General features: G+C 65.4%; 19 protein-coding genes and 2 tRNA genes. 7 read left to right on the top strand and 14 right to left on the bottom strand.

Annotated features, from left to right (window positions below):
• Positions 1–17: 17 nt before the first annotated feature.
• Together QMX82_RS14470 and QMX82_RS14465 are read right to left on the bottom strand one after the other, a co-directional pair.
• A complete protein-coding gene (locus QMX82_RS14470; RefSeq protein ID WP_282284756.1) occupies positions 18–674 on the bottom strand; it encodes a hypothetical protein in 657 nt (218 codons plus the stop codon).
• Positions 675–780: 106 nt separating this feature from the next.
• Positions 781–990, bottom strand: coding sequence for a cold-shock protein (locus QMX82_RS14465; protein WP_007159089.1), 210 nt, complete (start codon positions 988–990; stop codon positions 781–783).
• A 699-nt stretch (positions 991–1,689) separates the two neighbouring features.
• On the opposite strand from QMX82_RS14465, the gene QMX82_RS14460 reads away from it, so the two are divergent.
• Both QMX82_RS14460 and QMX82_RS14455 read left to right on the top strand, forming a co-directional pair.
• Positions 1,690–1,959, top strand: a complete 270-nt coding sequence (locus QMX82_RS14460) for a hypothetical protein (protein WP_261793991.1) — start codon at positions 1,690–1,692, stop codon at positions 1,957–1,959.
• Positions 1,960–2,299: 340 nt separating this feature from the next.
• Positions 2,300–3,151, top strand: coding sequence for a CvfB family protein (locus tag QMX82_RS14455; protein ID WP_133859538.1), 852 nt, complete (start codon positions 2,300–2,302; stop codon positions 3,149–3,151).
• On the opposite strand, the gene QMX82_RS14450 is transcribed toward QMX82_RS14455, so the two are convergent.
• From QMX82_RS14450 to QMX82_RS14425, 6 genes are all read right to left on the bottom strand, one after another.
• Complete coding sequence (locus QMX82_RS14450; RefSeq protein ID WP_282284738.1) at positions 3,105–5,726, bottom strand: ligase-associated DNA damage response DEXH box helicase; 2,622 nt, start codon at positions 5,724–5,726, stop codon at positions 3,105–3,107. The genes QMX82_RS14455 and QMX82_RS14450 overlap by 47 nt on opposite strands.
• Positions 5,727–5,737: 11 nt before the next feature.
• Positions 5,738–7,069 (bottom strand): deoxyguanosinetriphosphate triphosphohydrolase, encoded by a 1,332-nt coding sequence (locus tag QMX82_RS14445; RefSeq protein ID WP_282284737.1) that lies wholly within the window; start codon positions 7,067–7,069, stop codon positions 5,738–5,740.
• 94 nt (positions 7,070–7,163) lie between these two features.
• Positions 7,164–8,342, bottom strand: coding sequence for an EAL domain-containing protein (locus QMX82_RS14440; RefSeq protein WP_282284735.1), 1,179 nt, complete (start codon positions 8,340–8,342; stop codon positions 7,164–7,166).
• A gap of 99 nt (positions 8,343–8,441) precedes the next feature.
• Complete coding sequence (locus QMX82_RS14435) at positions 8,442–8,783, bottom strand: hypothetical protein (RefSeq protein ID WP_282284734.1); 342 nt, start codon at positions 8,781–8,783, stop codon at positions 8,442–8,444.
• A complete protein-coding gene (locus QMX82_RS14430; protein WP_133859534.1) occupies positions 8,780–9,172 on the bottom strand; it encodes a phage holin family protein in 393 nt (130 codons plus the stop codon). The genes QMX82_RS14435 and QMX82_RS14430 overlap by 4 nt, the downstream gene beginning before the upstream one ends.
• Positions 9,173–9,187: 15 nt before the next feature.
• Entirely contained in the window at positions 9,188–9,583 is a 396-nt protein-coding gene (locus QMX82_RS14425) for a DUF883 family protein (RefSeq protein WP_282284733.1), read from the bottom strand.
• 350 nt (positions 9,584–9,933) lie between these two features.
• On the opposite strand from QMX82_RS14425, the gene QMX82_RS14420 reads away from it, so the two are divergent.
• On the top strand, positions 9,934–10,221 hold the full coding sequence (locus QMX82_RS14420; protein ID WP_007159080.1) for a DUF3509 domain-containing protein: 288 nt from the start codon (positions 9,934–9,936) through the stop codon (positions 10,219–10,221).
• 143 nt (positions 10,222–10,364) lie between these two features.
• Here QMX82_RS14420 and QMX82_RS14415 read toward each other — a convergent pair whose 3' ends face one another.
• From QMX82_RS14415 to QMX82_RS14400, 4 genes are all read right to left on the bottom strand, one after another.
• Complete coding sequence (locus QMX82_RS14415; RefSeq protein ID WP_282284732.1) at positions 10,365–10,799, bottom strand: hypothetical protein; 435 nt, start codon at positions 10,797–10,799, stop codon at positions 10,365–10,367.
• 15 nt (positions 10,800–10,814) lie between these two features.
• Complete coding sequence (locus QMX82_RS14410; protein ID WP_064306571.1) at positions 10,815–11,096, bottom strand: DUF3509 domain-containing protein; 282 nt, start codon at positions 11,094–11,096, stop codon at positions 10,815–10,817.
• A gap of 97 nt (positions 11,097–11,193) precedes the next feature.
• The gene (gene rfbD, locus QMX82_RS14405) at positions 11,194–12,072 is read right to left on the bottom strand and encodes a dTDP-4-dehydrorhamnose reductase (RefSeq protein WP_208694675.1); all 879 of its coding nucleotides are present in this window, start codon (positions 12,070–12,072) and stop codon (positions 11,194–11,196) included.
• A gap of 567 nt (positions 12,073–12,639) precedes the next feature.
• Positions 12,640–16,110, bottom strand: coding sequence for a hybrid sensor histidine kinase/response regulator (locus tag QMX82_RS14400; RefSeq protein ID WP_282284728.1), 3,471 nt, complete (start codon positions 16,108–16,110; stop codon positions 12,640–12,642).
• Between the two features lie 157 nt (positions 16,111–16,267).
• Between QMX82_RS14400 and QMX82_RS14395 the strand changes: the two genes are divergently transcribed.
• Both QMX82_RS14395 and QMX82_RS14390 read left to right on the top strand, forming a co-directional pair.
• The gene (locus QMX82_RS14395; protein WP_027596845.1) at positions 16,268–16,834 is read left to right on the top strand and encodes a GNAT family N-acetyltransferase; all 567 of its coding nucleotides are present in this window, start codon (positions 16,268–16,270) and stop codon (positions 16,832–16,834) included.
• Between the two features lie 185 nt (positions 16,835–17,019).
• The gene (locus QMX82_RS14390; protein ID WP_282284691.1) at positions 17,020–19,476 is read left to right on the top strand and encodes a putative bifunctional diguanylate cyclase/phosphodiesterase; all 2,457 of its coding nucleotides are present in this window, start codon (positions 17,020–17,022) and stop codon (positions 19,474–19,476) included.
• Here the strand turns inward: QMX82_RS14390 and QMX82_RS14385 are convergent.
• On the bottom strand, positions 19,426–20,367 hold the full coding sequence (locus tag QMX82_RS14385) for a bile acid:sodium symporter family protein (protein WP_282284689.1): 942 nt from the start codon (positions 20,365–20,367) through the stop codon (positions 19,426–19,428). The genes QMX82_RS14390 and QMX82_RS14385 overlap by 51 nt on opposite strands.
• A 60-nt stretch (positions 20,368–20,427) precedes the next feature.
• Positions 20,428–21,348 (bottom strand): recombination-associated protein RdgC, encoded by a 921-nt coding sequence (rdgC, locus tag QMX82_RS14380; RefSeq protein WP_158893974.1) that lies wholly within the window; start codon positions 21,346–21,348, stop codon positions 20,428–20,430.
• A 211-nt stretch (positions 21,349–21,559) separates the two neighbouring features.
• Between rdgC and QMX82_RS14375 the strand changes: the two genes are divergently transcribed.
• Positions 21,560–21,635: transfer RNA gene (locus tag QMX82_RS14375), tRNA-Val, on the top strand.
• A gap of 13 nt (positions 21,636–21,648) precedes the next feature.
• A tRNA-Asp gene (locus QMX82_RS14370) sits at positions 21,649–21,725 on the top strand.
• The last annotated feature ends 313 nt before the right edge of the window (positions 21,726–22,038 follow it).

The following is a 22,038-nucleotide window of genomic DNA, read 5'->3' as shown; positions in this document are numbered from 1 at the left end:
GTCTACGTGATTGCTGGTCAAGGTGTGACTGGCGCAGACGTTTCGCCGTTCCCCTGGGGCGAGGAGTGGTCGGCGAACGCGTCGGCGCTCTGCAGCTGGCGCAGGGCGTCGCTGACCTGGCGGGCGAAGGATTCCTCGATGGCGGTCCCGGCCTGATGGCTGGCGGCCAGGGGCAGGAACCAGACACCCATCCAGGTGCGCACCGAGCTGGCGTTGCGCACGCGGGTGGACGGTCCGCTTCCCGGCGCGATCCATTCGGCGGTCAGCACATAGTCGTCCTTGGCGGTACCCGGGACGAGAAAGAAGGTGGCGCCGGTGATCAGGCCGCTGGCGATGGCGGCGGCGTAGGAGGTGCTGTTGTAGAGCTTGAGGCGCAGCAGGGCGTCGTCGGGTCTGCCGGGTTCCGGCACCAGGGTGATGCGGTCGAACAGTTGGGAGCCTGCCAGGATCTCGCGCAGCCGGGGCTTCAGGCCTTCGCGGGCGACGGCGATCGACGTCGCGTCCTTGGCGTCCTCGACAGTGCCGCGATAGAAATTGAATTCCACCAGCACATTGGGGCGTTGCGGTTGCTCGCTCAGGGACGCGCGGAATGGCTGGGAAGAGAGTTCGTCACCGGGAAAGGCGGCGCAACCGGCGAGCAGGAGCAGGCAGAGCAGGGCAGCGAAGGTTTTCACGAGACGCACCTCATCCCCAAGTGGTGATAGCGAAAACTGGCAGGGGCCAACGTCCGCGCAAAAAAAAGCCCAACCGGGGGTTGGGCTTTTTCGAGAGGGCGGGTGATTAGATCACCTGCACCTCATCGGCCTGCAGGCCTTTCTGGCCTTGCACGACCAGGAAGGAAACGGCCTGGCCTTCTTGCAGGCTCTTGAAGCCGTTACCCTGAATGGAACGGTAGTGAACGAACACGTCCGGGCCGCTCTGGGGGGTGATGAAGCCGAAGCCTTTCTCGTCGTTGAACCACTTGACGGTGCCAGTTTGGCGAGTAGACATGGATTTCTCCTTGAATAAGATGACGTTGTTGTCCACGAAGGACGACAGTTTTGAAACGAGGAGAAACCCATGCCGCGAAAGCTGGCCCTGATGTACTCCAGGTTCTCGACAGATGAGCCGCTTTGTAGAGACAGCCTCACCTGACAGCGATGGATGGTCTCAGACTGGCTTGCGCAAAACAAGACCTTTGAGCTGCCCGATGTTGACTTTACCGACCATGATCGAAGCGGTAGCTGGAGCGGGCAAACGGCCGTTGGAGGAGGGGACGTCGAGCACGATCCTGGGCCTTGACCCATCGACTGCGAGCAGCGATCCGTGCTGAATCGTTTCCTGAACGGAGGGTACCGGGGAGCGAGACGCTGGGCAGTACGTCGAGTTCGGCAAGCCGTATTGCGCACCTGATGGTTCTGCAGGTTTTTCAGGAGCCTATGCGCCCCCTGCAGGCTCCTTTGAACGTCGTTGCAGGTCGGCACCCTGGTCCTGCGCGGCGAGATGTCGCCAGTTGGCGTCCAGGCAGAGCTATTCCGTGGCCGGCCTGAGCCATGCCCAGCCGTTGCGGGCGAGGGCTTAGCCTGGCGTGGCGGGACTCGTAGGCCAGTGGTGTCGAAACGGTGATGACCTGCTCAATTCGGATGCTGGCTAGGTGCTATTATTTCGTTCGAATCATTACCCCGGACCGCAAGGGTCCAAGGATCTACTGTGAAGAACGGACTGGAAAGCGCAGGACGCGCACTGGGCCATGGCCTCGCCGGATACCGCGTCGAGCTTCGTCGCCTGAACCTCGATGAGATACTGATAGCGGTTTACCACGCGCAGCAGGCGATCAAGCTGACCCAGCGCATAGTGACCAACGAGCAGGCTACCAATCCGTTCCTGTTGAATACGGTCGTCGCGGCGATGCGCGTCGAGGCAGATACGGTCGGTCTCTTCATAGAGATTCCACTCGCAGCTGACTGCCTGACCGCCTGAGTCAGGCGGTCACGGGGTTCGATCCGAAGCGGTAGGCGCACACCTCACGCCCGAATGAATGTGGGCCGCTTCCCTTCAGGCGATGGTTCCACGCCGTCAGCGGCCGCCATCCGCTATGACAGGATGCTGCGGCCCTGCAAGCGTGTCTTCGGCACCTCATAGCGCCGCGCGGTGCAGGGATCGAGCCAGGTCGGGCCGAGATTCGTCACCCAGCACTGCCGTGCCGCCCTCAGCGCTGCGCGTGACGCCGAGCGACCTTTTCGATGATGTGGGCCAGCGGTCGAGCCGTGGCTTTGCTGATCGCGGTAAAATGGACCGCTTTCTACAGGAGTCTCCGTTCATGGCCTTGCTGGGTCGCTTCAACAGCTTGCAGATTTTGCGCAACACCCCCATTGGTCTGTTCCTGGATGCCGGCAACGATGGCGAGGTGCTGCTGCCACGTCGCTATGCGCCGCGGGACGAACCCTGCGCCGAAGGCGACTGGCTCAATGTCTTCCTCTATCTGGACAGCGAAGACCGCCTGATCGCCACCACCGAGAAGCCGAAGGTGCAGGTCGGCGGCTTCGCCAGTCTGCGGGTGGTGGAGGTCGGTCGGGTGGGAATCTTCCTCGACTGGGGCCTGCCCAAGGACCTGCTGCTGCCGCACTCGGAAGAGAAGCGTCCGCTGCAGGTGGGCGACCATTGCGTGGTGCACGTGCATCTGGACGCCCGCACCCGGCGGATCGTCGCCACCGCACGCCTGGATCGCTATCTGGACCGCGACCCGCCGCGCTACAAGGTCGGCCAGCCGGTGCCGCTGCTGGTGGTCGAGCAGACCGACCTCGGCTACAAGGTGATCGTCGACAACAAGCACTGGGGCCTGGTGCATCGCAACGAGGCCTTCAAGCCGTTGCGCCTGGGTCAGCGCGAGCGCGGCTTCATTCGCGAGATACGGGCCGACGGCAAGATCAGCCTGACCCTGCAGGCTCAGGGAGCCGCCGCGGGCGCCGATCTCGCCGAGCAGATCATCGCCCTGGCCAAGGCGCGCGGCGGGGTGCTGGAGCTCAGCGACAGCAGTCCGCCAGCCCTGATCCACCAGCTGTTCGGCGTCAGCAAGGGCAACTTCAAGAAGGCCATCGGCCATCTCTATCGCCAGGGCCGGATCGTTATCGAGGACGACCGGATTTCTGTACGCGAGGACGCCGCGCAGTAGCGCCACGGCGCGGCGTCAGATCGCTGTCATGACTGGGTTGCACCAGGGATTCGGGATCGAAGGCGCGTGCTCGCTCGTCGGGCCCGGCCTCGCGTTCCAGATCGCCGACCAGGCGGGTGATGCGGTCGGCCAGCTTTTCCGAACTCAGACTCTCGCGCAACCGCTCGACCATGAGGGGCAGCGCGAAGGGCGAGGGATGGTCCAGGTTCACCAGGCGCAGGGGCAGGGCGCCAGTCCGGGTCAGGGTCTGCTGCAGGCGATCGGCATCGAGTTCCTGGCGCAGGACTTCGGTCTGGGCCTGGCCGAGCAGCAGGTTGTCCGGGTCGTACTGGCGAAAGACCTGATAGAAGAGGCTGCTGCTGGCCTGCAGCTGGCGGTTGCTCTTGTGCGCCCCCGGATAGCCGGAAAAGATCAGCCCCGAAATGCGGGCGATCTCGCGAAAGCGACGCTGGGCGAGCTCGGCGGCGTTGAGACTGGCGAGGGTGTCGCTGACCAGATTGTCGGTGGTGAAAAGGCTGGCATCGAGCAGGTCCTGCCAGTCCAGGCTGACCGGCGAGACCAGTTCCAGGCCATAGTCGTTGACGGCGATGGAAAAGGTGCAGGGGCGCCGCTGCGCCAGGCGCCAGGCCAGCAGGCTGGCCAGCCCCAGATGGGCATGGCGGCCGGCGAAGGGATAGAGGAACAGGTGCGAGCCTTCGCGGGATTCCAGGGTCTCGGCGAGCAGGTAATGGGCGCTGGGCAGCGCCGACCACTGCCGCTGTATATCCAGCAGCGGTTGCAGCAGGCGCATTTCCGGGCTTTCGTAACGCTGGACCTCGGCGTCTTCGAGCAAAGCCAGCACGTGCTGGGCGAGGGTATCCGAGAGCGGCATGCGACTGCCGCTCCAGCGCGGGATGGCGGCCTTGCGCCCGCTGGCACGGCGCACGTACACCGTCATGTTTTCCACCCGCACCAGTTCCAGGGTGCGACCGGCGAAGAGAAAGTGGTCGCCAGGTCGCAGCCGGGCGATGAAGCCTTCCTCGATATTGCCCAGGCGATTGCCGCCGCCGCCCTTCGACCAGAATTGCACATTGAGGCTGGTCTCGCTGACGATGGTGCCGATGCCCAGCCGATGCCGCTTGGCCAGCTGCTTGTCGGGCACCCGCCAGATGCCTTCGGCATCGGGCTCGGCACGGCGATAGTCCGGATAGGCCGACAGCGAGGCGCCCCCGTTGCGAACGAAGGCCAGCGCCCAGATCCATTCGCCTTCGCTGAGCTGGCGATAGGCCCAGGCGCTGCGGATCTCCGGTAGCAGGTCGTCCGGTTCGAAGCCGCCGCCCAGGGCGACGGTCACCAGATGCTGCACCAAAACGTCCAGGGGCTTGACCGGGGCGGTGCGTGCCTCGATCTCGCCCGCGGTGATGGCACGACGGGTGGCCGCCGCATCCAGCAGGTCGAGGCTGTAGGTGGGCACCAGGGTCGCCCGCGAGGCGCGGCCCGGTGCGTGACCACTGCGGCCGGCGCGTTGCAGCAGGCGGGCGATGCTCTTGGGCGAGCCGATCTGCAGCACCCGCTCCACCGGCAGGAAGTCCACGCCGAGATCGAGGCTGGAGGTGCAGATCACCGCCTTGAGCTGACCATTCTTGAGACCGGCCTCCACCCACTCGCGGGCCTGCTTCTCGATGGAGCCATGGTGCAGGGCGATCAGGCCGGCCCAGTCCGGGCGCGCCTGCAGCAGCGCCTGATACCAGAGTTCGGTCTGGGCGCGGGTGTTGGTGAAGACCAGGGTGGTGGGGCTGTCTTCCAGTTCGCGGATCACCTGCTGCAGCAGCCGCATGCCCAGGTGCCCGGCCCAGGCGAAGCGCTCGACGCCGCCTTCGGGCAGCAGGGTGTCCACCTGCAGGCGCTTGTCCTGACGACCCTGGACGAGCTGGCCCGGGGCGCCGGCCAGCAGCACATCCAGAGCATGGGCCTGATTGCCGAGGGTGGCCGACAGGCCCCAGGTCTGCAGCCCGGGATTCCAGCGCCGCAGGCGGGCCAGGGCGAGTTGCGTCTGGGTGCCGCGCTTGTTGCCGAGCAATTCGTGCCATTCATCGATGACCACCAGGCGAACCTGGCCCAGGGCTTCCCCGGCGTCCTCGCGGGACAGCAGCAGCGACAGACTTTCGGGGGTGGTGACCAGGGCTGTCGGCAGGCGGCGATTCTGCCGGGCGCGCTCGCTGCTGCCGGTATCACCGGTGCGCAGGCCCAGGGTCCATTCCAGTTCTTCGTCGAGCAACGGCCGCTCCAAGGCGCGCAGAGTATCCGCCGCCAGGGCGCGCATGGGCGTCAGCCAGAGCACGGTGAGCGGCGGTGGTGCCTGTTTGCGCTTGCTGGGCAGGCCCTTGGCGGTGATCGGCCTGGGCGCGACGAAGGCATCCAGGGCGGCCAGCCAGACCGCATAGGTCTTGCCGGAGCCGGTGGTGGCGTGCAGCAGGCCGGATTCGCCGGCGGCGATGGCCTTGGCCACCTCGCGCTGGAAGGGAAAGGCCTTCCAGCCCTGGGCGGCCAGCCAGCGACTGCCAGGGCCCTTGCGCGTGCGGGGTGCGGTGGCCATCGCGGCGCTCCTTAGACCGGGTTGGAACGCCCGGTCATCTCGGCCGCCATGGCGGTGGCGTAGCTGTCGGTCATGCCGGCGATGAAGTCGATCACCCGCATGAAGGCCTGGTGCAGGGTCCAGGAAGGATCGGGCGCGCTGTTGCCCAGCAGGTCGAGGATGCGGCGGCTCTTGAATGACGGCTCGCGCCCTCGGTGCTGCTCCAGGGCGGCGCCACAGAAGGCGTTGAGCAGGATCTCCAAGGTGGTGTAGGCGCCGATCTCGTGCAGGGTCTTGCGCTTGTCGTGGAAGATCTTCTCCCGCGCCAGCGCCTTGGCGCGCTGCACGCAGAGCTTGGCCGGGCCGGCCATGTGCTCGACCAGGTCATCGCCCAGGGTGCCGGCGAGCAGGGCGTCCTGCTGGTCGACGAAGGCGCGGGCGGTGGCGTTGGTCAGGTGTTCGATGGCCTTGCCGCGCAGAATGGCCAGCTTGCGCCGCCGCGAATCCTTGGGGCCGAGTTGCCGATAGGTTTCCGGCAGGTCGTCGCCAACCAGGCCCAGCAGCAGCGCCTCGACCTCGGCATAGTCCAGCAGCTCCATCTCCAGGCCGTCTTCCAGATCGATCAGCCCGTAGCAGATGTCGTCGGCGGCTTCCATGAGGTAGACCAGGGGATGCCGTGCCCAACGCTCCGGGCCCAGCAGCGGCAGTTCGAGTTTCTCGGCGATCTGCTCCAGCAGCGGCAGTTCGCTCTGGTAGCAGCCGAACTTGTGCTTCTTGTACCCGGGCGCCGCGGCATAGCGCGAGGTCCAGGGATACTTGAGGTAGGTGCCGAGGGTGGCGTAGGTCAGGCGGGTGCCGCCGTCGAACTGGTGGTATTCGAGCTGGGTCAGCACCCGGAAGCCTTGGGCGTTGCCTTCGAAATGCAGGAAGTCCTGGCGCTCCGCCTCGCTCATGTCGTCCAGCCAGCCGCGGCCGGCGGCCTGGGTGAACCAGTAGCGGATGGCGTCTTCGCCGGAATGGCCGAAGGGGGGATTGCCGATGTCGTGGGCGAGGCAGGCCGATTGCACCACCATGCCGAGATCGCTCGGATCGCACCAGTCGGGCAGTGCCCCCCTCAAGCTCTCGCCCACGCGCATGCCCAGCGAGCGCCCGACGCAGCTGACTTCCAGGCTGTGGGTCAGGCGGGTGTGGATGTGATCGTTGCTGGTGACGGAGTGAACCTGGGTCTTGCGCCCCAGCCGGCGGAAGGCGCCGGAAAAGATGATGCGATCGTGGTCCTTGTGAAAGGGGCTGCGCCCCAATTCATCCGGGCTGTGCAGGGGTTTGCCCAGCCGTTCGCGGATAAGAAGTGTCTGCCAGTCCAAGGCCGTCCTCGAGCTATCATCGATAAGGGGAGCGCCGACGGTTGCCGTGCGGCGCTTCTGCGTTCTGACCTCGGCAACATACGATCATCACCGCTTACTTGGCAAAGCCCGGCAATTGACTGGCGTCCAGGTCGATCAGCAGCAGGCGCTGACCGCTTTCCAGGAACTGGCTGGCGGTCAGGCAATACTGGTTGGTGGTGGCATCGCGATAGACCGTCGAAAGCGCCAGGCGGCGCTCATTCCAGCCTTCGGCCAGCAGGGCATAGAAATAGGGTCGCCAGGACCAGTTGTGATTGAGGTAGCGACGATTCTCGCGCCAGAACATGCCGTTCCATTCCAGGTTCGGGGTGATCTGGGTACCGCTACGATCGCACTGGTAGATACGCAGCAGCCCGGGAAAGGCCTGGGGATCGGGCAGGGCACTCAGGGGGCCGCCATGTTCCGCCCAGGGCCTGAGCCGGGTGACGAACTCGGCCAGTTGCTGGCGCAGTTCCAGCAATCGGGTCTGCTGGGCCAGCTTGCCATCGACGAAGCGGCTGCGCAGGGCAGCGAAGCGTTGCTGATGGCTGTCGCTCGCGCCCAGTTCGGCGGTGGCTTCGGCGAAGAGAAAGCCCTGCACGTAGCGAGCGCCGCATTCCAGGGCGAAGTCGAGTTCGGTCTCGGTTTCGACGCCCTCGGCGATCAGCCAGCACCCGGTCTTTTCGGCCATCTGCGCCAGCGCCTTGACCGCGTCGCCCCGGGGGCCACCTCGCGCGGCGGCCTGGAACAGCCGCATGTCCAGCTTGAGGATATCCGGCTGCAGATCCAGCACCCGATCCAGTTGCGAATAGCCGGAACCGAAATCGTCGATGGCGATGCGAATGCCGAGTTCGCGGTAGCGGGCGACGGCCTGGGTCAGGCTTGGCAGATCGCCGGCCGCCTCGGTGATCTCGTAGACGATCCGCGCCGGGTCGATACCGGAGCGCTGCAGCTGCGCCAGACTGGGCAGTTCGACGCCTTCGTCCAGTTGGCTGATCCAGCGTGGCGAGAGGTTGAGGCTGAGAAACCAGTCAGCCGGCGCGCCGGCGAAGCGCCGCAGCGCCTCGTCCCTGAGGGTGCGGTCGAGCTGCAGCAGTTCCGCGGTTGGGGTCTCCGGATCGGCGAACAGGGGCCCGACGGAGGCGTTGCGGCCATCGGCCTGACGCAGACGGCCCAGGGCTTCGACGCCGGCGATGCACCCGGTCGCGGTGTCGATGAAGGGTTGGAAGAAGGCAGTGGGCTGGCCAGAAAACACGGGGCTATCCTTATCGTGGGCAGAGTGTTCGGCTTAGCCATGCGATAAGGGTGCCAGATGACAGAACGGCTCCCGAGGGAGCCGTTCTTCGTTGCACCGCTAGTGAGGGGGTGGCAGCGGCTGCTCAGTCTGCTCGCGATGGCGATTCTGCAGGCGGTTGACGATCGGGTAGAGCGCCAGGCCAATACGGGCCAGCCGACCCACCGCGCCCAGGCGTTTGCCGAACAGCGACAGGAACACCGTGGCGCCCAACATCAGCGGCTTCTTCGCCGAGCTGGCCACCCTGTCCCGATTCGGCCGCACCAGGTCACCGATGAGACTGATGGGGTTGTGCAGCGGCTGGGCGTTGTAGATCAGCTGCTGGCGATACATCTCCATGCGCAGCCGGACCAGTTCCTTGCGCTTCGCCTGGCTGGTGGCAGAGGTAAGCGGCTGGTTCATGGCAGTAGGCGCTCCCGGTTGCGGTTGAGTTCTTCCAGGGTGGCATGGAAGGGCGCCGCGCCCTTGACCAGGCTCAGGGCCCGCAGGATGCAGATCACCAGGGCCACGGCATAGAAGGCGCACAGGCCCAGCGTTGCGGCCATGCGGTAGGTATCCCAGAAGGCGATGATGACCGCTGCCGAGACGCCGACCAGTACCAGCAAGCCGAAGATCAGGCTCAGGCCGGTAAAGAGAAACAGCTGGAAGGTGCGGACCTTCTCTTCCTGAACCTCGATGCCCAGCAGTTCCAGGTGACTCTGCAGCAGGCCGACCACTGCGCCGGCGAGGCGCTTGACCGATGGCTTGGGCGCCTCGTCAGGCAGCTCCCGTGGAGGAGAGGAGGTGTCCATGGCAGTCCCCCAGGCTTAGCGGCGCGAGGCCAGCAGGCCGATCAGGAAACCGACGCCAGCAGCGATGCCGAGGGCCTTGAAGGGATTGTCGACCACGTATTCCTCGGTGGTTTCCTTGGCCGCGACGCCCTGGCGATAGAGATCGTCCTGCTTGGTCTTGAGCACATCACGGGAGCGCTCCAGGCTGGAGCTCAGCTTGGCGCGCAATTCGTCTGCCTGCTCACCAGCCATGCTGGCGGTGTGCTTGAGCAGCTGCTCGGCGTCTGCCAGCAGGGTGTGGAATTCGTCGGTCAGTGCCTGCTCGGCTTCGCCCAGATGACGACGGACCCGGTCAGCGTTCTGCTTGTGTGCCTGCTCATCGATGTCAGCGGCAAGCTCGTCTTTGATCACGGGAGAGGTTTTGTCGTTCATGGGGCGCTCCTGGTAGGCGATGGGTATCCGTTTCAGCCCTTTCGAGTGAGCGCCGGAAGCAAAGGTTCCACCGGTCCGGGCCGCCATGGCGCTCTGCCGGCGCCTTTATAAGTTCGGGAGGCAAGAAGCCCAACGATCGGCAAGGCGGACGAATGGTCATACCTTATCGATTTTGCTGCGCTGAAAGTTCCGCAGCAAAACCCAATTAGAAGAGCTGGCTCACAAAATCGGGCACTAGCGCCATTGCGGGTCTTATTCAAGTAGAGCGCAAGAACTTTGCTGTTTCTATCACTGTCAGTTGCGTCGTATTTGATCGTCCATGCACTTCTAGACAAATAAGAGGGGGAAGAATGGAAAACGCCATAGATAGACTGACTGCCGCTTTCAGTACTTATAAATGCTCGGTCACGGCGCCTCGCCCTGATGGCAGTATTGTGCTGACGGTGCAGGATCAGCAGTGTGACGATGCGCGGGTGAACCGGGTGGTCAGCGCCCGGCAACTGGGCGAGAGCCAGCTGCTGAAGACGGTAATCGACGAGGTTCGCAAGGACGTATCGCTGCGGGCCGGCGCACTGGCGCCGCAATCCATGGCGGTGCTGCGGGCCACGGGCGCCAATATGCTGAGATATTCCGAGTAACGACTCGGCTCAGAAAGCTTCAGCGCGAGACTTGCAGTACGGATGCCCTGGCATTCGTTGGTCTCGGACGTTGAAGATTCAAAGATGCTAAAAAAGATACTAAACAAGCAGTTAGCGTTGGAGTTTTAGCCGCAACGCTTCTCTCAGCTCTTGCATTTCAGCAGCCGGCATCCCGCACAGGGCAGCTGAGTGGCAGGCAGCTCATACATGGGGCAGGCGACGTCCACTACACCCCAGGACGGAAAGCCCTGTCCGACCTGCACGGCAGCCAGCCGCGCACTGGCGATCACACCATTGAGCAGTTCATCTTCCCGATACAGCGCCTGACGCAAGGTCGGCGAGCGGTAGAGGATGCGTCCGCAGCGGTCCAGCAAGGTAAAGGAAAAGCGCCCGGTACGATCCGGCAGCGTTGGCCAGACCTTGAGCGGCGCCAGCTGCTCGTCGAGACGGGCGCAGGTGAGCTGGTACAGCGAGACGGGCGGGGTATGCAGCGGTTCCGCCGTCTCCAGGCCGTCGAGCAAGGTGACCGGGCTCGGGCCCTGTGCCAGGCCGCTGCTGATGCCTTCCATGGTGTGCATAGTGCTGCTTCCTGCTCAGTTCGCGACGGTCAGACGATTCACGGTGCCACTGCCGCCGGCCAGCAAGGCCGTGACGCCATGACCTTCGTCGATGGCGATACCCAGCCGGATGCTGTCGATCAGTCGCGCGAGGCGGGTATGGTCATGCAATTGCTGCTTGCTGATCAACCGCTTGACCTTGACGCCACTGTCGTCGGACAGCGTCAGGCTGACGCTGCCGTCGAGGCGCTCGATGCGAAAATTGACCCGGAAGTCATGCTCGAAAGCCGCGGCGATGAGTTGGAAAGGGTTGTCCATGACGTACCTGACTGGCATGAGCGGGGTCAGTGCCATTGACTTCAAGGGGCTGGGGTAGTTCTGGAGCAGATCCCAGAAGTATGACCGACGGCCCGTTTCAGCCGCTCACCTGAAGTTCGCGCTCGCTCCAGCACTGGGCGAAAGCCGCTTGCCAGTCGGGTAGCGGCTCGCCCAGCACCGCTGCCAGCTTTTCGGTGGCCAGCCGGGAATTGATGGGGCGATGGGCCGGAGTGGGATAGGAGCTGCTGGGGATTGGATTGAGGCGGGCCTTCAGCTGGCCGGTCGCGCGCAGGCGCTGGGCGATCTGCTCGGCGAATCCGAACCAGGAGGTGGTGCCGTTGGCCGTCAGGTGATAGGTGCCCCAGAGTTCGTCCCGGTCGCTGTGGGCGAGCAGGCGATCGGTGGCGGCGGCGATGGTGCGGGTCCAGGTGGGCGCGCCGATCTGGTCGTCGACGATGTTCAATTCGTCGCGCTCGCTGAGCAGCCGCACCATGGTGCGCAGGAAGTTGTTGCCCTGCCAGGAATAAACCCAGCTGGTGCGCAGGATGAGGTGGCGCTCGGCGTGTTCACGCACGGCGTTCTCGCCGGCCAGCTTGGTCCGGCCATAGACATTGAGCGGGCAGGTCGGATCCTCTTCCCGGTAACGACCGTCCTTGCTGCCGTCGAAGACGTAGTCGGTGGAGTAGTGGACCAGGGGGACGCCCAGCTGCTGGGCGGCCCGGGCGAAGACCTCGGGCACCCGCTCGTTGATCAGGGTGGCGGTCTGAGGATCGCTCTCGGCGGCATCCACGGCGGTGTAGGCGGCGGCATTGATGATGACGTCGGGCTTCGCGGCCAGGACGCGTTCATGAAGCGCCTCCAGCTGGGTGAAATCCACCTGGGCCCGGCCGATGACGGTTACCCGGGCCTTGGCGGCCAGCAGTTGTTGCAGCGCCTGAGAAAGTTGGCCGTGTTGGCCCGCGATGAAGACGTTCATGTGACTGAGCTATTCCAGAAGGGCTGGCGCGTCCATGCCTGATTGACAGGTTGGGCGTCGCCACGACAGCCCTGAGCAAAAGCAGGCAGTCTACCCGATGACCGGCAGAGGACAAGGCTAGCCTTTAGCCTGCCTACAGCCGCAGCTGTCGGCTCTAGCCTGCGGCCCGCCTCCAGGGCCGCCCACCCGGACGCCTCGAAAAAATTTGTTTCACGAATACTTGACAATTGTGCGAAAGCTCGCGGTTATCCGTTGGTCATTTTTATCCAAAGTTGTGCACAAGCTGTGCTAGCGCTTGTCAAGCCCTGTCTGGACCGTGGTTTTCCCTGCCGAAAATCCTGCTTTTGAACTAAGTTGTTGATTCTGTTGAACTTATTAAAGTGATTAAAAAATGACCAACTTGTTTGGGGGGCCCGCAGAGCAAGGCTCTGGGTTCTTTTCCACCATGTTTTCAACAAAGTTATCAACAGAAGCTGTGGATTGTTCCGTCTCTCCGGCCTGCGGCAACCTTAATCGACGCTGAACGAAAGGCCGCTCGGCGTTGCGACCTGCCTCCTATGCATTCGCTCAACCGGAGAGGGCCAGTTGCCGACTCAGCAAGGCGCGGAGCGAGGCTGGTTTGACCGGTTTGGGCAGGAAATTCAGCCGCGCCTGACGCACCCGCTCCAGACATTCCGGACGGCCATCGGCACTGATGACGATACCGGGGATGTCCTGTCCCAAGGCCTGGCGAATCCATTCGGCGACATCCGGGCCGGTGTCGGCATCGCTCAGGTGATAGTCGACGATGAGCAGTCGCGGCACCACGCCCTGGGCGAGCAGGGCGGCACATTCCTCGCGACTGCGTGCGGTCCAGACCTGGCAGCCCCAGCGGCCCAGCAGGCTGCGCAACCCGAGCAGGATGCTGTCCTCGTTGTCGATGCACAGCACCGGATCGCCGGCCAGCGGCTGGGCGGCTTCGCTGGCGGCCGCAGCCTGGAGGGCGAGGGCGGGTGCCAGGGGCACCTTGACGCTGAAGACACTGCCATGACCCGGCCAGGAACGTACCGAGAGTTCGTGACCCAGTACCCGGCACAGGCGGTCGGCGATCGCCAGGCCCAGGCCCAGGCCCTTTTCCGCGCGGGTCTGATGGCTGTCCAGGCGCTTGAATTCCTCGAAGATCAGTTCCAGCTTGTCCGCCGGGATGCCGGGGCCACTGTCCCAGACCTCCAGGCTCACGCTCTGGCCCTGGCGGCGTACCCCGAGCAGCACCCGGCCATGGGCGTATCTCAGGGCATTGGTGAGGAAATTCTGCAGCACCCGCCGCAGCAACTTGCTGTCGCTGTTGACCGCCAGGCGACTGCTGCGGATGCGCAGGCTGGTGCCCTGATTCTGCGCCAGGGCCCTGAATTCGACGCCCAGGGCCTCGAACAGGGTGGCCAGGGAGAAGGGCGCCGGCGTGGCCAGGATGCGGCCGTTCTCCAGTCGCGAGATGTCCAGCAGATCGGCGATGAGGTCTTCGCTGGATCTCAGGGCGCTGTCCATGTTGCGCACCAGTTCCTGGGCCTCCTGGGCCAGGCCGTCCTGGTGGGCGAGGGCGGCGGTGAACAGGCGGGCGGCGCTCAGCGGCTGCATGAGGTCGTGGCTGACCGCGGTGAGAAAGCGGCTCTTCGACTGGTTGGCCGCTTCCGCATGAGCCTTGGCTTCCTCCAGCGCCTGGTTGAGCTGGGACAGTTCGCGGGTACGTTCCTCGACGCGCTGCTCCAGGCCTTCGTTGGCTTCACGCAGGGCGCGCTCGGCCTCGCGGAAGGCGGTGATGTCGGTAAAGCTCATCACGAAGCCGCGCCCGGGCATGGGGCTGCCGATCAGCTCGATCACCCGGCCATTGGGAAAGGTCCGTTCCGAGGTGTGGGGGATGCCCTGGCGCATCCGCTCCACCCGCCGGGCCACGTGCTCGTCGGGATCGCCCGGTCCGCAGAGGCCGCGCAGGGCGTTGTAGCGGATGATCTCGGCAATGGGCCGGCCGACCTGGATCATGCCGTCGGGATAGTCGAACAACTCCAGATAGCGCTGGTTCCAGGCCACCAGGCGCAGCGACTGGTCGACCACGCTGAGGCCCTGGGAGATGTTCTCGATGGCGCCCTGCAAGAGCGCCCGATTGAATTCCAGTACCTCCGAGGCCTCGTCGGCGATGCGCACCACGTCGTCGACCTGCATGTCGCGGCCTTCGATGGCGGCCTTGACCACGGCGCGTGCCGAGGAGGCGCCGATCACCCCGGCCAGCAGCCGTTCGGTCTGGGCGATCCATTCGCTGTTGGCATTCATCGCGGGGTGATAGGTCAGGCCGCTCTGCTCGGCGAAGCGGCTGAAGCTCAGGCGGGCGCGCTCGTCGCCGACGAAGCGGGCGGCGAGCAGCCGCAGGTCCTCCAGCTTGACCGCCAGCAGGGCGCGATTGCGCGGTCGGGGCAGGGCGTACTGGGCGATGAAGCGCCCGGCTTGCCAGTACTCCGACACCCGGGTGCGCGAAAGCAGCGACACCAGGGCGAATAGTAGAAAGTTGCCGGCCAGGGAGACCAGGGCGCCGACAGTGGTCGGTTGCAGCGTCCGCTCCCCCGCGGGCTGTTCGAACCAGGCGAGGCCGGGAAAGGCGTGCAACGGCCACTGCAGACTGGTGGCCACCACCGGCAGCACCATCAGGTAGCCCCAGAGCAGTGCCCCGGCGGTGAGGCCGGCAAAGACACCCCGCCGATTGGCGGCCTTCCAGAACAGCGCCCCGACCATGGCCGGTCCGAGCTGGGCGATGGCGGCGAAGGCGATCTGGCCGATGGTGGCCAGGCTGGCATTCGAGCCCAGCAGCCGATAGCTGCAATAGGCCAGGACCAGGATGACCACGATGCTGGCGCGGCGCACCGTGAGCATCCAGTGGCTGAACACCGCATGGGGACTCTCGACCTGGCCACGGCGCTTGAGCAGCCAGGGCAGGACGATGTCGTTGGAGATCATGGTGGAGAGGGCCACGCAGGCGACGATCACCATGCCGGTGGCGGCCGAGGCGCCGCCCAGGAAGGCCAGCAAGGCCAGCCAGGGACGCTCCTGGGCCAGCGGCAGGCTGATGACGAAGGAGTCGGGCAGTACGCCGCCGGGCAGGTGCAGCTGACCGGCCAGGGCGATGGGGATGACGAACAGGGCGGCCAGCGCCAGATAGAGCGGAAATACCCAGCGCGCCAGGTTGACGTCCCGGGTATCGGTGTTTTCCACCACCGTGACATGGAACTGGCGTGGCAGGCACATCACGGCGATGAAGGCCACGCCGGTCTGGATCAGCAGGCCTGGCCAGTCCAGCGTCTCGCGCCAGTAGTCCTGCAGTTGCGGCGCCTGCTGCGAACGGGCGAGCAGGTCGGCGAAGCCGTCGTGCAGGTCATAGGTGACCCAGAGGCCGACGGCGATGAAGGCGGCGAGCTTGACCAGGGATTCGAAGGCGATCGCCAGCATCATGCCGCGATGGTGCTCGGTGACGTCCAGGTTGCGGGTGCCGAAGAGAATGGCGAAGACCGCCAGCACCAGGGAGACGAACAGCGCGGTGTCCTGGGCGCGGGTGCTCAGGGACTCGGCATTGATGCCGGTCAGCAGGTTGACGCCGATGACGATGCCCTTGAGCTGCAGCGCCAGGTAAGGCAGGACGCCGACCAGGCAGATCAGCGCGACGACGATGGCCAGGGTCTGGGACTTGCCGTAGCGGGAGGCGATGAAGTCGGCGATGGAGGTGATGTTTTCCTTCTTGCTGATCAGCACCATCTTCTTCACCAGCTGCGGCGCCAGCAGCAGGAAAAGGATGGGACCCAGGTAGATGGGCAGAAAGGACCAAAGCTGATCGGCGGCCTGGCCGACCGCGCCGAAGAAGGTCCAGCTGGTGCAGTAGACGGCCAGCGACAGGCTGTAGACCCAGGCCCGCAGGCGCGGCCTGAGCGGTGGCCGGCGATCGCCATAGAAGGCGATGGCGAACAGCAGGGCCAGATAGCCAAGGGTAACGGTGATGATCAGCCCGCTGGGCAGGGACATGGCGACTCCAGACATTCCAGGCGCCCATCGCGCCCGGACAAAGTGTCGCACCTTGGGCCGCCAGACGTCAGTTCCGGCACGTGGAGGGACGCCGTGGGTTGAGCCGGACGGCTGGCCCTGTTAGGTTTGCGGGCTGATTCAAGCGAGAGAGACCGTCATGTTCCAAGCGCAGCCCATTTCCCTGCAACGTGGTGCGCTGCGCCTGGACCCCCTGGCGGAAGGTGACGTGCTGGAGCTGGTCAGCCTGGCCGAGCGCAATCGCGAAGCGCTGCACTACCTGAGCGGCCCCCTGCGCCCGGACTGGTATCGCCAGGCGCTGGCCGAGCAGCGCGAGGGGCGCGCCTTGCCCTTCGCCGTGCGCATCGCCGACCGGCTGGTGGGCACCACCCGCTTCGCCGACTTCCTGCCGGCGCTCCCCGCCGCCGAGATCGGCTGGACCTGGCTCGACAGCGAGCAGCATGGCAGCGGGCTCAACGGCAATATCAAGTACCTGATGCTGCGCCATGCCTTCGAGCACTGGCAGCTGGTGCGCGTGCAGCTCAAGACCGCCGCGACCAATCTCAGATCCCAGGCCGCTATCGAGAAGCTGGGCGCGGTTCGCGAAGGGCTGCTGCGTCATCACCGGCGGCTGGCGGATGGCCGGCTCGACGACACCGTGATGTACAGCATCACCGATCGCGAATGGCCCGAGGTGAAGGCGCGGCTGGAGGCGTCCTTCAACTAGTCACGGCCGCCGGGTTACCGTTCGTCGGCAGGTTCCGGCAGCGGTGCGGCCGGAGCCTGTCTATGTCGCTTGTTTGGCGCCGGTAATCCAGCGTAGCAGTTTTCCATGCCAACAGTTTTCCGCGAAACGGCCGACATGCCTGCTCAATGGCAAGAATTCGCCTGTCTCCTTTTGCGGATCGCTGTATGTCTTCACTGTCGCCTTCCTCTGCGCTGCGTACGCTGCGGGTCGTCTGGCCCTTCGTCATCATCCTGTCCTGCCAGGCCCTGGTCGCCATCGTCAGCCTGCAACTGCTGTCGACGGTGCGTGCCTACGTGTCCGCGGAAAGCCTGTGGAGCAAGAGTCTCGGCAACGCCATGCTGTCGCTCGGCGCCTATCTGGATGAGGGGCGACCGGAGTCCTACCGGGATTATCTGGCGTCCATCAGCGTCAACGATCTCGATCGGGCGGCGCGGCAGGAGCTGGATACCGATGGCAATCCTGCCGAGGCGGCGCGGCTGCTGCGCCTGGCGGGCAACGACGCCGACGACATCGCGGGCCTCATCACGCTGTTTCGCCTGGCGCGGCATATAGAGCCCTTCGAAGGCGTGATCGCCCGCTGGCAGATCACCGATCCCTACATGGACGAATTCCAGGCCCTGGCGCGCACCGGCTTCGAGTTGATCAGGCTGCAGGGGCCGGGGCCGGCGCTGATTCCGCTGAAACGCCAGCTGCTGGATCTGCACGACCGGATGATTCCGGAAACGGTGGCCTTCTCCGAGCGCCTGGGTATGGCTTCGCGCCAGTTGGTCGAGGCGCTGTTCATCGCCAACGTCCTGGTCGGCGCCCTACTGGTGCTCCTGGCACTCTGGCGCATGCACAGCCTGGTGCAGCAGCGCTGGCGCTCCGAGCAGGCGCTGCAGGCCGAGAAGGAACATATCCAGGTCATCCTGGCTTCCCTCGGCGATGCGGTACTGGCGCTGAATGCTCAGGGGCAGCTGCTCTATCACAACCCGGCGGCGGAGCGGCTGCTGGCGCGGCCGGGGCTGGCCGCGGGTACGCCCGTCACCCACCTGTTCGACATCCAGACCGAGGGGCAGCCGGCGTCGACCCGACCGCTGACCGAGCGCCTGCGCAGCCAGGACTGGCTGGCGGGCGACGAGCCCCTGGCACACCAGCTGGCGCGTGTCGACGGCACCCGGGTGCCGGTGGCCCTGACGGTGACCACGTTGCCGCGGGACGAATCCGGCACCGGGGTGGTGCTGGTGATGCACGACCAGACCCGCGAGCGCGCCTTCCTGCATGATCTGGCCTGGCAGGCCAGTCACGATGCCCTCACCGGGCTGCTCAATCGCCGCGAATTCGAGACCCGTCTGGAGCGCCTGCTGGCCCGCGCGGACCTGGCCTGTGCCTCGCTGCTGTTCATCGATCTGGATCAGTTCAAGATCGTCAACGACACCTCCGGCCATTTCCATGGCGATCGCCTGCTGCGCCAGCTGTGCGAGTTGCTCGGCCAGCAGCTGGGCGAGGACGACTGCCTGGCGCGCCTGGGTGGCGACGAATTCGGCGTGCTGCTGGAAAACCGTACGACCGCCCAGGCCGAGGCGGTCGCCGAGCGGCTGCGCTGCTGCGTGGGTACCCTGCAGTTCGAAGCGGCCGGGCAGGGCTTTCGGGTCGGTCTGAGCATCGGCGTGGTGCACCTGGGTGGCCAGGCCCTGGCGCCCGAGGAGGCGCTGCGCCTGGCGGACCTGGCCTGCTACGCGGCCAAGGACAAGGGCCGCAATCGTATCCAGGTCTTCGCTCCGGGCGACGTGGAGCTGGACCAGCGCCATGGCGAGATGGCCTGGGTGCAGCGCCTGCACCGGGCGCTGGCCGAGGACAGCTTCCGCCTGTACGTCCAGCCGATCCTGGGGCTGGGCCAGGAGACCGCCACGGATCGCCACGTGGAGGTGCTGATGCGGCTGGAAGAAGGCGAGCGGCTGATCGCGCCGGGCGCCTTCATTCCGGCCGCCGAGCGCTATGGGCTGATGCCGGACCTGGACCGCTGGGTGATCGCCGCGGCCCTGGCCCGTTTCGCCGAGCTGCCCGGCGGGTTGCTCGACACCCTGGCCATCAACCTGTCCGGGCATTCCCTGGGCGAGGCGGGTCTGGCGGATTTCGTCAGGCAGCAACTGCAGCGCTGGCGGATCGCGCCGGCGCGGATCTGCTTCGAGATCACCGAGACCAGCGCCGTGGCCAATCTGGATGCGGCGCGGCTGTTCATGGACGAGTTGCGCGGCCTGGGGGTGAGATTCTCCCTGGACGACTTCGGCGCCGGGATGTCGTCCTTCACCTATCTCAAGCACCTGCCGGTGGACTACCTGAAGATCGACGGCAGCTTTGTCCGCCACCTCCTGGAGGACGCCGTGGACAGCGCCATGGTCGAGGCGATCAACCGGCTCGGCCATCTCACCGGCAAGAAGACCATCGCCGAATTCGCCGAGAATCAGGCGGTGGTGGCGGCGCTGGCCGCCCTGGGGGTCGACTATGCCCAGGGCTACGGCATCGCCCGGCCGCAGCCCTTTACCGAAGCCACCTGCCAGGCGCTGGTCCGGCAGGTGTGGTGCGAAGCCTCAGGGGCGTGCGTCGTCGTCCTTGAAACGGCGGAAGAGGGTCGCCAGTAGCGCCCCGGAGATGTTGTGCCAGACGCTGAACAGGGCGCTGGGGACCGCGGCCAGCGGCGAGAAATGCGCCGTGGCCAGGGCGGCGCCGAGCCCGGAATTCTGCATGCCGACTTCCAGTGCCAGGGACTTGCGCTGGGCCACCGGCAGCTTGCAGAACTTGCCGGTGAGATAGCCGAGCAGGAAGCCGAAGCCGTTGTGCAGGATCACCACCGCCATGATCAGCAGCCCGGATTCGGCGATGCGTGCCTGGCTGGCGGCCACCACCGCGGCGACGATCACCACGATGCTCACCACCGAGGCCAGCGGCAGCACCTCGACCAGGGCGCCGACGCGCTGGCCGAGCAGGCGCTGGGCGACCAGACCCAGGGCGATGGGCAGCAGCACCACCTGCAGGATCGACCAGAACAGGCCGCCAAAGGAGATCGGCAGCCAGGTGGAAGCCAGCAGCCAGATCAGCGCCGGGGTCAGCAAGGGCGCGAGCAGGGTGGTCACCGCGGCGATCGCCACCGACAGGGCCAGGTCGCCCTTGGCCAGCCAGGTCATGACGTTGGACGCCGTGCCGCTGGGGCAGCAGCCGACCAGGATGACGCCGACGGCGATTTCCGGCGGCAGGTGGAACAGCTGGCAGAGCGTCCAGGCCACCCCCGGCATGATGACGAAGTGGGCTACCACGCCCAGCAGCACCCGCCAGGGATGACGGCCGACCGCGGCGAAGTCCTCGACCTTGAGCGTCAGGCCCATGCCGAACATGATCACCCCCAGCAGCGGCACGATGGCCACGCTCAGCGGCTTGAACACCGCGGGGGCGAAGAACGCCAGCAGGGCGGCGAGCAGCACCCAGAAGGCGAAGGTATTGCCGACGAAGCGGCTGAAGACGGCCAGGGCACGCATGGCAAACTCCTTTTCAAGAGGGCAGAAAAAAGGCCGGTCTGCGCCGGCCTTGAGATGAGCTTAGAGCCCCTGGGGCAATTCTTCACCCCCCAGGGCCTCGATCAGCTGAGGCAGGAATTCCGCCAGGGTCATCATCATCAGCACGAAGCTGGCGTCCTGCTGGCCGAGGGCGTCTTCGCCGCCATCCTGTTCGGCCTGGTCCTGCAGCAGGTCCTCGAACTTCAGCCGCTTGATGGTGACCTTGTCGTCCAGCAGCAGGGCGAGCTTGTCCTGCCAGGCCAGCGCCAGCTTGGTGACCAGCTTGCCGGCGCCCAGGTGATTCTGGATCTCTTCGCTGGTCAGGTCCTGACCCTTGCAGCGCACCACGCCGCCGTCTTCGCCGGCATCCCGCAATTCGCACTCGTCGAGGATGTAGAGGCCATGGGTGGCGTCACCGGCCTTGACCCAGTCGGTGAAGGTGGCCATCGGCGCCTGCTTGACGCCCAGCGGCCGGACCGGCAGCGAGCCCAGGGCATCGCGCAGGGTGGAGAGCAGGTCCTCGGCGCGCTTGGCGCTGGAGGCATCGACCAGGATCCAGCCCTGCTTGGGATCGATGGCGGCATAGGTGGTCTGGCGACGGATGAAGGCGCGCGGCAGGAAGGCCTGGACGATCTCGTCCTTGATCTGCTCCTTCTCCTTCTTGTAGACCTTGCGCATCTGCTGGCTTTCGATCTCGTCGACCTTCTCCTGCACGGCCTCCTTGACCACGCTGCTGGGCAGGATGCGCTCTTCCTTGCGCGCGGCGATCAGGAAGAAGCCCTGGCTTTCGTGGACCAGCGGCAGGTCCGGGCCCTTGCCGAAGGGCGCGACGAATCCGTAGGTGGACAACTCCTGGCTGGCACAGGGGCGGGCGGGCTTGGCGGCGAGGGCGGCTTCGAGGGCTTCGGTCTCGAAGGCGACTTCCTGGGTGAGACGGTAGACGAGCAGATTACGGAACCACATGGTGTCACTCCCAAAAACGAAGCGCGCATTATCCGCGTCGCCCGCCCCGGAGGCCAACCCCGGATCGCGGTGGTCGTCGGGAATGCGTGCTTTCTCCGGTTGCGCCGGAGGGCGGCGCTAAGCCTTTGGAAGTGCTGGGAAATTTTTTTTCAAAAAGGGGTTGCCAGGTCGGGAACCCCTCCGTAGAATGCGCCCCACTTCGAGAGCAAACGGGTGATTAGCTCAGCTGGGAGAGCATCTGCCTTACAAGCAGAGGGTCGGCGGTTCGATCCCGTCATCACCCACCACTCGAGGTAATGCGCAGCGGTAGTTCAGTCGGTTAGAATACCGGCCTGTCACGCCGGGGGTCGCGGGTTCGAGTCCCGTCCGCTGCGCCATTTAAAGGTTGTCTGGTTCTGAACACCAGCAGCCATCGAAGAGCGGCCCTAGTGGCCGCTTTTTCGTTTGGGCGAGATTTTTCTGGTCGGGCTTTCTCAGGGTTTTCCCTCTTTAGGTAAATTGCCAGGGCGAGGGTGTTTGTACCTCGGCTTGAGCAGCCGCGTGTGGAAGACGCTGCGCGGTTTTCCACGCTACCTGGCTACGTGTTGCTCGTGGTCGCGGCGGTCCGCCGATGCGGACGCTCCCATGATAGAGCTCTGATCGCGGCCATGGGCCGCTCCTACAGGCACGGAGACCTCCGTAGGAGCGGCC

Origin of the sequence: Pseudomonas sp. PS02302, assembly GCF_029959585.1 — a bacterium.
GTDB lineage: Bacteria > Pseudomonadota > Gammaproteobacteria > Pseudomonadales > Pseudomonadaceae > Chryseomonas > Chryseomonas aestiva.
Note: the sequence above shows the minus strand (reverse complement) of the source record. Positions and strands in the feature narration are given on the sequence as shown.